Source organism: Stenotrophomonas sp. Steno-Z4 (genome assembly GCF_056393145.1).
Map to the genome: position 1 here is coordinate 791,896 of NZ_JBWJPC010000001.1, position 12,373 is coordinate 804,268.

Below are 12,373 nucleotides of genomic sequence, written 5' to 3' on the forward strand. Positions count from 1 at the left end.
CCGGCCGCGCCGGGTCCGTCTTCATGGTCGCTACACGCGATCAGATAATCTACCCGGCCTGCGCACGCCCCATTTCGCCCGCGAGAGCCCTTTGAACGTTACCGATCCCACCGACAAGCACAGCGGGCGCGACACCGAGCGGGTGAAGATGGCGCTTGCCGCCGGCGCCATCGTCGGCACGTGGTTCTGGGACGTGGCCCACGACCGGCTGACCGTGGACGACGCGCTGACCCACGCATTCGGGCTGGAGCCGGGCTCATCGCATCGCGAGCTGCGCCTGGAGCAGGTGCTGTCCGCCGTACACCCTGACGATCATGCGGAGCTGGCAGCGGCCATCAGCGATGCGCTCATGCGCGGCGGGCGTTATGCGCACCAGTACCGCGCGCGCAATGCCGACGGCGAGTACCGATGGATCGAGGCCATCGGCCGGGTCGACCTGGATGCGCAGGGGCGCGCCACCGGGTTCCAGGGCGTGCTGATCGATATCGACGAACGCCGCCTGATCGAGACCGAGCGCGACCAGGCGCAGACGTTGCTGCGCTCCTTCCTGGACGCGGCCCCCGGCGTGGTCTACGCCAAGGACCGCCAGGGCCGGCTGTTGATGGGCAACCACGGCACGACCGAGCTGATCGGGCTGCCGCCGGAGCAGTACGTCGGGCGCACCGATGCGGAACTGCTCAACGACCCGGTGCAGGCCGCTGCCGTGATGGCCACCGATGAACGCATCATGGCCACCGGCCAGTCCCAGCAGCTGGAGGAGGACATCAGCTTCCCCGACGGCCGTCGCGCCTACTGGCTCTCGACCAAGGCCCCCCTGCGCGATGCCGACGGCAACGTGGTGGGGCTGATCGGCACCTCGCTGGACATCACCGAGCGCAAGGCCGCCGAAGCACGTCACCGGGAGATCGAAGAGCGCTACCGGTTGGCGGCACGCGCCACCAACGATGCGATCTGGGATTGGCGCATGGCCGATGGCCAGGTGGTCTGGAACGAGGCGCTGGCCGACCTGTTCGGCCACGACCGGATGGAAACCGACGCGCAGTGGTGGCTCGACCACATCCATCCCGACGACCGCCCGCGCATTGATGCCGACATCCACACCGTGATCGACGGCGGCGGCACGATCTGGTACGGCGAGTACCGCTTCCGCCGCGCCGATGGCAGCTACGCGGACGTGCTGGACCGCGGCGCGGTGCTGCTCGGCACGGCGGGCGAGCCGGTGCGCATGATCGGCGCGATGCTCGACCTGTCCGGGCGCAAGGCAGCCGAAGCCGCCCTGGCCGAAAGCGAGGAACGGCTGCGCTTCGCCACCGAGGCCGGTGACATGGGCTTCTGGGACGTGGACCTGGTGCACGACGTGCTGATCTGGCCGCCGCGCACCAAGGCGATGTTCGGCATCTCACCCGATGTTGCGGTGCGCCTGGACGATTTCTACAACGGCCTGCATCCGCTCGACCGCGAGGCCACCAGCGCCGCCTTCGCCGCCGCCGCCGATCCTGCGCAACGCGCGCTTTACGATGTGGAATACCGCACCATCGGCAAGGAGGACGGCGTGGTGCGCTGGGTCGCGGCGAAGGGCCGTGGCCACTTCGAGGGCGACCGCTGCGTGCGCGTGGTCGGCGTGGCGATCGAGGTCACCGCGCGCAAAGCCGCCGAGGCCCGCCTGAAGGAACTCAATGAGCACCTTGAGATCCGGGTGGCAGAGGAAGTCGCCGAGCGCACCCGGGTCGAGGATGCGCTCCGGCAGAGCCAGAAGATGGAAGCGGTAGGCCAGCTCACCGGCGGTATCGCGCACGATTTCAACAACATGCTCGCGTCCGTGATCGGACCGCTGGACCTGCTGTCGCTGCGCCTGGGCGAGAGCGACCCGCTGGTCAGCCGTTACATCGACATGGCCATCGATGGCGCCAACCGCGCCGCCCAGCTTACCCAGCGCCTGCTCGCGTTTTCCCGCCAGCAGCCGCTGCAGCCGGTGCCGGTGGATGCCAACCGGCTGGTGTCGGGCATGTCCGACCTGTTCGTGCACTCGCTCGGCGGCACGATCCGGCTGGAAACCCTGCTGGCCGCCGACCTGTGGCTGGCCTTCGCCGACGCCAACCAGCTGGAGAACGTCATCCTCAACCTGGCGGTCAACGCGCGCGACGCCATGCCCGGTGGCGGGCGGCTGGCAGTGGAGACGTCCAACTGCACGATCGACGCCGGCAACGCCGAGCAGCACCCCGGGGTGCCCCGTGGCGAGTACATCCTCATCACCGTGGCCGACAACGGCTGCGGCATGTCACCCGAGGTGGTGGCCAAGGCCTTCGATCCGTTCTTCACCACCAAGCAGGTCGGTCAGGGCACCGGGCTGGGGCTGTCGCAGGTCTATGGGTTCGTCAAACAGTCGGCCGGCCACGTGAAGCTGTGCTCGGAAATCGGCCGGGGAACCACGGTGAAACTCTACCTGCCCCGACTGGTGGCCGAGGTGGCGCCGGTGGCGCCTGCGGCACCGGCCGGGCTTCGGATGCCCGCAGGCAGCCGCGAGCTGATCCTGGTGGTGGAAGACGAGCCGACCGTGCGGCAGTTCTCGGTGGAAGCGCTCACTGCATTGGGCTATGACGTGCTGGCCGCCGATGGCGCGGCCGCGGCGCTGGTGTTGCTTGACCAGCATGCGGACATCGCGCTGCTTTTCACCGATGTGGTGATGCCGGAGGTCAACGGACGCGAGCTGGCCGACGAGGCCCTGCGTCGCCGACCGGATCTCAAGGTGCTGTTCACCACTGGCTACAGCCGCAACGCGTTGGAGCGCGATGGGGTGATCGCCCCGGGCGTACAGCTGATCGGCAAGCCGTTCAACGTGGATACCCTGGCCTCGCGCGTGCGCGCGGTACTGGCCGAGACACGCTAGGCCGCGGCGCGGCGCCTCAGCGTTTGTCCCTGGCGGTTGTATTGGCCCGCCATGACTCCAGCGCCGCCGCCAGCTCCATCGACGGATGCAGGCCGAACGTGCGGTGGTACATGCCGGCAAAGCGCCCCTGGTCCCACACCCCGTAACGTGCGCACACCGAGGTGACGGTGTCGCCCGGGGTAGCCTCGCGCAGCGCCTTGCGGATCACGTGCAGCCGTTCCAGCATGAAGTACTGGTGCGGCCCCATGCCGAACACTTCATCGAACGCGCGGCTCAACGAACGCTGCGAGGTGCCCGCGCTCAGCACCAGGTCACCGATCACCGCTTCCCCCCGGATGCTCTTGTGGATGTGGTCCAGGCTGAGGCGGATGATCTCGTTGCGCGGCAAGGTCGGGCGACCGCGCGTGCGCCGCACGGCTTCGGGATTGGCCAGCACCATGCAGCGCAGCAGTGCGTGGATCACCTGGCCACTGAACGAGCGGCGCACACTGGGCTCATCGAACACGCTGGGGCTCTGCCGGTGGATCGCCAGTGCGCGGGTGACCAGGGTGATGATCGGTGCCATCCCGGCACGGCCGACATTCACCGCGTAGGTACGATCGATATGGTCGTCGAACAGTCCGGCCACTTCGCGCGCACGCTGCACCACCGCAGCGGCGTCCAGGTCCAGCGCGAGGAACTGTGATTGCCTGCGGGTAAAGCCGTGCACCTCCACACCCGGTGCGAACCAGACGAACTGGTCATCGGCCGTCGCGCTCCCCTGCATGAACGCATCGCTGCCGGGCAGCGAGATGTGGACCACGTATCGACCGGGCTGGCTCAGCCCGTTGTACAGCGCCGGGGCGCCGTCCACGCCGAGCATCGCGGTGACCTCACCGGCGTCCAGGATGTCCAGCGTCCATGCACGGCCCACCGGTCCGGTCACGCGCATCAGGCCGTCCACGCCGGCGAGCGCGTCTGCGTAGGCCTCGAAGTCGGTGAAGCTCAGCAACGGCATCGGAGTTACCCGGTTCCGGTGGGACAGGATGCGTCGGCAACGCCGGCCGCGAAACCGAACTTGCACGGTTGCACGACCGGTATTTGTACTGCCGGGGGTAGAGCCCCTACGTTGTGAAAGCGGTGAAGCGAACGGAAGGGATCAGGTCGGTGCGAAACCGCGCGTGCTCTTCTTCTCGTTTTTTTCCGCCTTCTTTTCCTTCGCAGTCTTGGCAGGTTTCTTCTTCTGCTCTTTCTGCTTGTCCAGACCCTTGGCCATGACGGCATGCTCCCTGTTGGAAGGAGGAAGCATGGCACATCACGGGGGTGCGCAACGCATTGGCGGACAAATGGTCCGCCGCCGGCGTGGTCAGTTGAAGATTTCCCGGATGGCAGTGACCCGGCCGTCCCGGAAAACAATCTGGACGGTCTTGCGCGACTGGTAATACTCCCAGCGCTCGCCCAGGTTCCCGCCCTGGTCACTTTCTTCCTGGATGACCCGGTCCGGCTTGCCGGCCACCTGGACGACCCGGCCTGCGTTGTCGCCCGAATTCACCAGATTGTTGCCGAACCGGACACTGTCAGCCATCGCCGCGCCGGCCATCAGGCACAGCGCCAGCACCCATACGCTCCTGTTCATCATCCCTGCTCTCCTTGTAGCCATGGCGGGTAAGCCATGGCGCAACTTTGCCATAAACCGCGTCAGGGCAAAGGATGCGCCGGCACGCCTTCGTGGGTCATCTTCACGGGCAGGATATGCCCCTGCGCATCGAACTCCATGCGATCGATGGCGGTGGCCCGTTCATTGCGGCCGGTCCGGCCCAGCGGGCGGCGGTGGTAGACGATGTACCAGCTGTCATCGTCAGGCGCATGGATGAGCGAGTGGTGGCCAGCGCTGGTGGCGACCGCCGGGTCCTGCTGCAGGATCCGGCCGATCCGCTTGAACGGCCCGGTGGGCGCGTCGGCAATGGCGTAGGCCACCGAATAGTCAGGCTCGCCCCAACCGCCCTCGGACCACATGTAGTAATAGCGGCCGCCGCGCTTGAACATCAGCGAGCCCTCGACATATTCCGGCGCGGGGGTGATCTCCTTGTACAGCGTGCCGTCGGACAGCGGCACGATGCCGGTGAAATCGTCCTTCAACCGCACGATGTTGGCGTGCTTCCAGCCACCGTAGAGCATGTACCAGGTGCCGTCGTCGTCCTTGAACACGAACTGGTCGATGGGCTGCGCTCCGTTGTGGAACGAACCGATCAGCGGCTTGCCCAGCAGGTCGCGGTACGGGCCTTCGGGCCGGTCGGCCACGGCCACGCCGATGCCGCCCACTTCGCTGTCGTTCTTGATGTCGTTGGCGGAGAAGAAGAAATAGTACTTTCCGTCCTTCTCCACCACCGACGGGGCCCACAATGCTTCTTTTGCCCAGGACACCGCCTCGATCTTCAGCACACCCGGATGCCGGGTCCACTGCACCAAGTCGGGCGAGGAAAACGCGTCGAACGCGGTCTGCTCGGCATACGGTCGCGAGCTGGTCGGGAAGATCCAATAGGTCTTGCCGAACACCGCCGCCTCAGGATCGGCATACCAGCCCGGCAGGATCGGGTTGCCGGACATCGGCGCGGCCACCGCGCCAAATGAAACTGCTGCCGCCAGTGCTGCGGCCACCATCATCGTGCTGCGAAACCCCATGCCCTGCCCTCCCATGCCAGATCATCGAGGGGCCAGTTTAGATCGATTCAAGCGCCGGCTTTGTGCGCAGTGCAGCATTTTCCCGGCGCAGCTCCAAGGTTGCGCGCAGCCCGCCATCCTCCCGATTGGCCAGGATCAACCGCCCCCCCAGCGCCCGGGCCAGCTGGTCGGCGATGGCCAGGCCCAGCCCGGTGCCGCCACTGGCGCGGCCGCGCGAAGGCTCCAGCCGATGGAAGGGCTGCAGCACCGCCGCAAGCGACGCCTCGGGAATGCCCGGCCCACGGTCCATCACATCAATGCTCACCTCGCCGTGCGCGCCTACGGTCAGGCCCACGTCGGCGCTGCCGGCGTACGCCAGCGCGTTGTCGATCAGGTTCTGCACCACCCGCCGCAGGACCTGCGGATGGGTCGGCAGCGTGGCCTGCGCACCGGCCACGCGCCGCACCGGTTTGCCCACCTCCTCGTAGTCGCCCACCACGCTGTCGAGGAACGCGGGCAGGTCGAGCTGCACGGGAGTGCCCATGCTGACAGTTGCGCTGCGCGCGTAATCGATGCCCTCGCGCACCAGCTGGCTGAGCTGGGTCACATCGCCCAGCAGGCGCTCCTGCGCGGGCGTTTCGTCCAGCGATTCGATGCGCAGGCGCAGCCGGGTGATCGGCGTCTGCAGGTCGTGCGAGATCGCCGCCAGTATCTGCATGCGTTCGCTGACGTGGGCGGCCACGCGCGATTGCAGCGCGTTCAGCGCGCGTGCCGCGGCCTCCACTTCTTGCGGTCCCTGTTCGCTGATCGCATCGCCCTGCCCGGCCACGTCCAGGCGGTCGGCGGCTTCGGCCAGCCGTACCAGCGGGCGTGTGGCCAGGCGCACCGCCAGCCACACGCAGCCCAGCAACACCAGCACCTGCGCGGCGAGCACCCACGGCAGCCAGCGCGCGATCGGAAGCAGCGACGGGGTGACTTCGATGGTCAACGGCTGGCCGTCGGCCAAGGTCAGCTCCACTTCGTATCGCTCCGGCGAGGCGGAGACCGCGCGCGGCCGCAATGCGTAGCGATGCGCCAGCGAATCATCGATCAGCCCGGCCACCTGGCGCGCGCGGTCGCTGGCCAGCGCGCTGCCCGGCTGGGCGGGGCGCAGCAGATAGCGGTAAGTGCGCCGTTCCAGCTGCGGCAGCCATGACGTGCGTTCGGCCGGTGAAAGATGCTCGAGCAGCGCCACGCTGAGCGGCACGTCGTCCTCCATGTTGCTCAACATCATCGCGCGGGTAGCGGTGGCGCGCTCGTGGAACAGCAGCGCGAACGACAGGCCGTGCGCGAGCAGCATGCCGGCGGCCAGGATCAGCAACAGGCGGGTACCCAGCGTGCGCGGCAACCAGGAGAACCTACGGCGATGCGCGGGGGCGCTCATGCGTCCTCGTCGAGCAGCACGACCGGCTGGCTGAACACATAGCCTTCGCTGCGCACGGTCTTGATGAAGGTCTGTTCGCGCGCACCATCGCCCAGGCGCTGGCGCAGGCGGCTGACCAGCAGGTCGATGGAGCGGTCGAACAGTTCGGCGTCGCGGCCCTGGGTCAGGTTGAGCAGCTGGTCGCGGCTGAGCACGCGCTGCGGATGGTCGATGAACACCCGCAGCAGGCGGAACTCGCCGCCACTGAGTGGATAGACCGTGCCGGCCTCATCCAGCAGGTGCCGCGCACTGGTATCCAGCCGCCAGCTGCCAAAGCGGATCAACCGTGCGGCCTCGCTCACCTGCAGGTTCGGGGGCAGCATGCGCGCGCGCCGGATCACCGCAGTGATGCGCGCCAGCAGCTCGCGCGAGGAGAACGGCTTGACCACGTAATCGTCGGCGCCCATTTCCAGGCCGATGATGCGGTCGGTTTCATCATCGCGCGCAGTCAGCATCACCACGGGTACGGCGCGGTGCTTGCCGGCACAAAGGTTGCGGCACAGCGACAGCCCGTCCTCGCCCGGCATCATCACGTCCAGCACGATCAGGTCCACGTCACTGGTCTCCAGCGTGACGCGCATCTCGCGCCCGTCGGCCGCCTGGCTCACGCGCAGGCCCTTGCGGCGCAGGTAGTCGCCGACCAGCTGGCGGATATCGGCGTCGTCATCGACAACCAGAATGTGGTCGGTGTGGGTGCTCATGCCTGCTCCGCGTGGTGGCCATCGGCGACCCGCTGCGGGCCCGTGGACGCATGGTATCGCCGCCGGCGCGGTGCTGCGGGCCGGCGGGGACATCCATTTGTATGACTGTGTATCAACCGCCGCCGTGGTGCGGAAAGGCGACAAATCTCCGGGTTCGCCGACACCTGCCGGATACGGGGCAGGCGTTGAATGGCCTCCAACGCCGGCGGCTCCTCCGCTGGCCGCCTATCCCGAGGACATCTGCATGAATGCCACCGGCTCCCCCCGTTCCAACACCGCGCTGGTCTTCGGCGGCTCCCGTGGCATTGGTGCCGCCATTGCCAGGCGGCTGGCCCGTGAGGGTCATCCCGTGGCGCTGACCTTCGTCTCCCAGCCCGAGAAAGCCGCCGCGGTGGTCGCCTCGATCCAGGCCGACGGCGGCCAGGCCATGGCCCTGCAGGCTGACAGCGCCGATGCGCAGGCCATCGCGTCAGCGGTCAAACAAGCAGTGGACACCTTTGGCCCGCTGCAGGTGGCGGTGGTCAATGCCGGCATCTACCAGGGCAGCCCGCTGGCCGACTTTCCCACCGACCTGCTGGACCGGATGCTGGCCGTGAACGTGCGTGGCGTGTTCCTCGCCGTGCAGGCCGCCGCCGCTGCCATGAACGATGGCGGTCGCCTGATCACCATCGGCAGTAACACCGCCGTGCGCAGCGGTGCGGTCGGCAGCAGCGTCTATGCGATGACCAAGTCCGCCGTGGCCACGCTGGTGCGCGAACTGGCGCTGGACCTGGCGCCGCGCCGGATCACGATCAACAACATCCAGCCCGGACCGATCGCCACCGACATCACCGCCGATTTCGTCGACCAGCTGGTGCAGCGCAACCCGCTTGGCCGGGTCGGCCAGCCCGATGAAGTCGCAGGACTCACCGCCTGGCTTGCCGGCCATGAAGCGGCCTACATGACCGGTTCCAGCCTGACCATCGATGGCGGCTGGGCCATCTGAACGTCAACGGAGAGCACCATGCACACCCCTTCTTCTTTCCCGCTGTCCCATTCGCCGCGGTCGTTCGGCGCCTCCCTGCTGGGCATGGCGATGGCCCTGGCGGCCTCTGCATCCGCCATCGCATCACCTGCCCTGCCCGTCCCTGCGCCGACGGTGGCCGTCGCACACGCGCCGCCCCCGCTGCAGGCGAACAAGCATGTCGTCGCTGGCGACCTGGACGTGGCCTACGCCGAGCTGGGCCCGGCCGACGGCGAGGTGGTCGTACTGCTGCACGGCTGGCCCTATGACATCAATGCCTATGCCGAGGTCGCGCCGCAGCTGGCGGCCAAGGGTTACCGGGTGATCGTGCCGCACCTGCGTGGCTATGGCAGCACCCGCTTCCTGTCGGCGCAGACGCCGCGCAATGGTGAACCGGCGGCGCTTGCTTCCGATGTGCTGAACCTGCTTGATGCCCTGCACATCCCGCGCGCCAACCTGGCCGGCTTCGACTGGGGCGCACGCTCGGCGGACATCGTTGCCGCGCTGTGGCCGGAACGGGTCAAGTCGCTGGTCTCGGTCAGCGGCTATCTCATCGGCAGCCAGGAGGCAGGGAAGGCGCCGTTGCCGCCGCAGGCCGAACTGCAGTGGTGGTACCAGTTCTACTTCGCCACCGATCGCGGCGAGGCCGGTTACGCACGCTACACGCACGACTTCGCCCGCCAGATCTGGCAGCTGGCCTCGCCGCAGTGGCGCTTCGACGATGCCACGTTCGCGCGCAGTGCCGCCGCGCTCGACAACCCCGACCACGTGGCCATCGTGGTGCACAACTACCGCTGGCGCCTGGGCCTGGCCGACGGTGAACCGAAGTACGCCGCGCTGGAGCAGCGGCTGGCGCAGGCGCCGAGCATCGGCGTGCCGACCATCACCCTGGAGGGCGATGCCAATGGCGCGCCGCACCCCAAGGCCGAGGCCTATGCCGCCAAGTTCACCGGGCCTTATGAGCATCGCCTGCTGCAGGGCGGCGTGGGCCACAACCCGCCGCAGGAAGCACCGCAGGCCTTCGTCCAGGCGGTGATCGACGCCGCTGCACTCTGATCCGCCCCCTTCATCCATACCGAGGCAATCCCCATGAATGCAATCGACAAGGTTCTGTACACCGGCAAGACCCACACCGTCGGCGGTCGCGCCGGACGCGCGTACAGCGACGACGGCCAACTGGATATCGCGCTGTCCCCGCCGGGAAGCGGCAAGCCGGGCACCAATCCCGAGCAGCTGTTCGCGGCCGGCTGGTCAGCCTGCTTCCAGGGCGCGATGGCCAAGGCCGCGCGCAGCTTGAACCTGACCCTGCCCGCCGACACCGCCGTTGACGCCGAAGTGGACCTCGGCATGGTCGGCGAGGATTACCAGCTGCAGGCACGGCTGCTTGTCAGCGTGCCCGGCATGGACCGCGCGCAGGCCACGGCACTGGTGGAGGCTGCGCACCGCACCTGCCCGTACTCCAAGGCCACGCGCGGCAACATCGACGTGCAGCTCTCGATCGCCTGAGGAGAAAGACCATGCGCATGCTTCGCCCGATCATCACCCTGCTGGCCGCGTGCATCTCCGCCAGCGCCTGTACGCCGGGCGCAGCGGCCGACCCGGTCCCGCCCAGCCCCAACATGCCGGCGCCGCAGGCGCCGGAGTTCACCGGCATCGAGCACTGGCTCAACGGCCCGCCGCAATCGCTGCAGCAGCTGCGCGGCAAGGTGGTGCTGGTGGAGTTCTGGACCTACTCCTGCATCAACTGCCTCAACGTGATGCCGCACGTGAGGCGGTGGCATGACACCTACGCCAGCCGGGGGTTGACCGTGATCGGCGTGCACACCCCCGAGTTCGGCTATGAAAAGCTGCCGCGCAACGTGGAAGCGGCAGTGAAGCGGCTCGGTGTCACCTGGCCGGTAGCGCAGGACAACGCCTACGAGACCTGGCGCGCGTACGGAAACCAGTACTGGCCGGCGCTGTACCTGATCGACCAGGAAGGTCGCATCGTGTACCGGCATTTCGGCGAAGGCGATTACGCGGCCACCGAAGCGCATATCCGCAAACTCCTCGCCTCAACGGAGCATTCGCCATGACATCCACCTGGTTGATCACCGGCAGCTCACGTGGCCTTGGCCGCGCCTTGGCCGAAGCGCTACTGGCGGCGGGCAATCGGCTGGTCGCCACCGCGCGCAACCCTGATTCGTTGCACGACCTGACCGCGCGTTTTCCGGAGACGGTGCGGACGGTGGCGCTGGATGTGACCGATCCAGTAGCCGCGCAGCTGGCCGTGGAGACGGCAGTGAAGGCCTTCGGTGGACTGGACGTGCTGGTGAACAACGCTGGCTACGGTGACGTGAACTCGGTGGAAGACACCTCGTTGGACGCTTTCCGCGCACAGATCGAGACCAACCTGTTCGGTACCATCATCCTGACCAAAGCCGCCATCCCGGTCATGCGCGCCCAGCATAGCGGTCGGATCCTGCAGCTGTCGTCGGTGGGCGGGCGCCTTGGCGCGCCAGGACGTGCCGCTTACTCGGCCGCCAAGTGGGCAGTAGAGGGATTTTCTGAATCCCTGGCACTGGAGATGGTGCTGATCGGCGTGCATGTCACGCTGGTCGAGCCGGGCGGATTCCGCACAGACTTTGCCGGTCCATCGACGTCCCTGGAGGAAGGTCGCGCAGACTACGATGCCGTGGTGGGCGCCGCCGCCCGCCGACAACGCGCCTACGACGGACAGCAGCCAGGTGACCCCGCCCGTGCAGCGCAGGTCCTGCTCGCCTTGGCGTCCCTGGATGCGCCGCCACTGAGGCTGGCACTTGGCAGCGACGCGTTCGCTGCGATCAGTGCGGCCGATGCCGCGCGATTGGCCGAGCGCGACCGTTGGCGTGCACTGAGTGAATCAACCGACTTCGCGCAGTAGTGACCGCCGCGGCCGCCTCAGAACCGATACACGAATCCAAGCCGCAGGCCTGCGTCCTTGAAGTCGACGTTGCCGCTGAAGCTGTCCTTGTCGGCGTCTGCCTCGATCCGGGTGTAGGTGTAGTCGAGGGTGAAGCCGGTGCGCTCCCAGGGGAACCATTCCACACCGGCGCGACCGAAATAGATATCGCCGTCGATGTCGTCGACGCTCACGGTGAAGTAGCCCACGTCGGCGGAAAGGCGTGGCAGCCAGGCAGGGCCTGGCTCTACGATTCCCTGGCAATGGCTGCGAAGGGATCAGCAGCCGCCGAGCAGGATTGCGTTCAACGCGAGCGAAAGCGGTAGATGACCGATGCCGGTTCCGGCCGGGCCAACGACTGGTCGGCCACTGCCACCACCGGCAGCTCGTAACCGCCATCGCGCATGATGCCTTCATGCTTGAAGCGCGAATGGAACTGCGCTTCCACGGCAGGCAGGTCGATATCGTAGTAGCGCACTGGCACGTTGGCTGCCTGCAGGTCGGCCAGCATGCGCCGGGTGTAGCCACAGCCATCGCGACCGTAGACGTCCACCGCCGGGCCGCGCACGGTCTGCGCGGGCGGGACCGATACCGATACCGGCATCACCTCTGCTGCGCGCGCCCGTTCCGCGCGCGACGGGAAGAAGGTCTTTCTGGCGTGCAGCAGGCCGCCGGCAAGGCCCAGAATGATCAAGAGTACGATCATGCGGTTCATCGACATCCGTGTCCCCATGCAATGCAGGCGACGCTAGCACGCCGC

The 12,373-nt window shown here is 67.6% G+C and carries 13 protein-coding genes; 6 read left to right on the top strand and 7 right to left on the bottom strand.

What is annotated here, in order from left to right; genetic code table 11:
* Window positions 1–91 precede the first annotated feature (91 nt).
* Complete coding sequence (locus AC06E7_RS03510) at window positions 92–2,887, top strand: PAS domain-containing hybrid sensor histidine kinase/response regulator (protein WP_478063009.1); 2,796 nt, start codon at window positions 92–94, stop codon at window positions 2,885–2,887.
* A 16-nt stretch (window positions 2,888–2,903) separates the two neighbouring features.
* Here the strand turns inward: AC06E7_RS03510 and AC06E7_RS03515 are convergent, their stop codons facing one another.
* The 5 genes from AC06E7_RS03515 to AC06E7_RS03535 all read right to left on the bottom strand — a co-directional run bounded on the left by AC06E7_RS03515 (window position 2,904) and on the right by AC06E7_RS03535 (window position 7,690).
* Window positions 2,904–3,884 carry an AraC family transcriptional regulator gene (locus AC06E7_RS03515; RefSeq protein ID WP_478063011.1) on the bottom strand — a complete coding sequence of 327 codons (981 nt, stop codon included), beginning with the start codon at window positions 3,882–3,884 and terminating at the stop codon, window positions 2,904–2,906.
* Between the two features lie 348 nt (window positions 3,885–4,232).
* On the bottom strand, window positions 4,233–4,502 hold the full coding sequence (locus tag AC06E7_RS03520; RefSeq protein ID WP_143584386.1) for a DUF2845 domain-containing protein: 270 nt from the start codon (window positions 4,500–4,502) through the stop codon (window positions 4,233–4,235).
* Between the two features lie 62 nt (window positions 4,503–4,564).
* A complete protein-coding gene (locus tag AC06E7_RS03525; RefSeq protein WP_249833089.1) occupies window positions 4,565–5,548 on the bottom strand; it encodes a glycoside hydrolase family 43 protein in 984 nt (327 codons plus the stop codon).
* A 37-nt stretch (window positions 5,549–5,585) separates the two neighbouring features.
* Window positions 5,586–6,950, bottom strand: a complete 1,365-nt coding sequence (locus AC06E7_RS03530; protein WP_478063013.1) for a sensor histidine kinase — start codon at window positions 6,948–6,950, stop codon at window positions 5,586–5,588.
* Window positions 6,947–7,690, bottom strand: coding sequence for a response regulator (locus AC06E7_RS03535; RefSeq protein WP_478063015.1), 744 nt, complete (start codon window positions 7,688–7,690; stop codon window positions 6,947–6,949). Before AC06E7_RS03535 ends, AC06E7_RS03530 begins: the two co-directional genes overlap by 4 nt.
* Before the next feature lie 244 nt (window positions 7,691–7,934).
* Here AC06E7_RS03535 and AC06E7_RS03540 point away from each other — a divergent pair, with 244 nt between their 5' ends.
* The 5 genes from AC06E7_RS03540 to AC06E7_RS03560 are packed head-to-tail and all read left to right on the top strand — an operon-like array spanning window position 7,935 to window position 11,595.
* Window positions 7,935–8,675: an SDR family NAD(P)-dependent oxidoreductase gene (locus tag AC06E7_RS03540; protein ID WP_478063016.1), complete on the top strand. Its 741-nt coding sequence runs from the start codon at window positions 7,935–7,937 to the stop codon at window positions 8,673–8,675.
* Window positions 8,676–8,693: 18 nt separating this feature from the next.
* Complete coding sequence (locus tag AC06E7_RS03545) at window positions 8,694–9,749, top strand: alpha/beta fold hydrolase (protein WP_478063017.1); 1,056 nt, start codon at window positions 8,694–8,696, stop codon at window positions 9,747–9,749.
* Between the two features lie 33 nt (window positions 9,750–9,782).
* Window positions 9,783–10,199, top strand: a complete 417-nt coding sequence (locus AC06E7_RS03550) for an organic hydroperoxide resistance protein (RefSeq protein ID WP_478063019.1) — start codon at window positions 9,783–9,785, stop codon at window positions 10,197–10,199.
* Window positions 10,200–10,210: 11 nt separating this feature from the next.
* Window positions 10,211–10,768, top strand: a complete 558-nt coding sequence (locus AC06E7_RS03555; protein WP_478063020.1) for a thioredoxin family protein — start codon at window positions 10,211–10,213, stop codon at window positions 10,766–10,768.
* An 11-nt stretch (window positions 10,769–10,779) separates the two neighbouring features.
* Window positions 10,780–11,595: an SDR family NAD(P)-dependent oxidoreductase gene (locus AC06E7_RS03560; RefSeq protein ID WP_478063022.1), complete on the top strand. Its 816-nt coding sequence runs from the start codon at window positions 10,780–10,782 to the stop codon at window positions 11,593–11,595.
* Window positions 11,596–11,612: 17 nt separating this feature from the next.
* Here the strand turns inward: AC06E7_RS03560 and AC06E7_RS03565 are convergent, their stop codons facing one another.
* Together AC06E7_RS03565 and AC06E7_RS03570 are read right to left on the bottom strand one after the other, a co-directional pair.
* Window positions 11,613–11,807 (bottom strand): hypothetical protein, encoded by a 195-nt coding sequence (locus AC06E7_RS03565; RefSeq protein WP_320457984.1) that lies wholly within the window; start codon window positions 11,805–11,807, stop codon window positions 11,613–11,615.
* 110 nt (window positions 11,808–11,917) lie between these two features.
* Entirely contained in the window at window positions 11,918–12,319 is a 402-nt protein-coding gene (locus AC06E7_RS03570; protein WP_478063024.1) for a glutaredoxin family protein, read from the bottom strand.
* Window positions 12,320–12,373 lie beyond the last annotated feature (54 nt).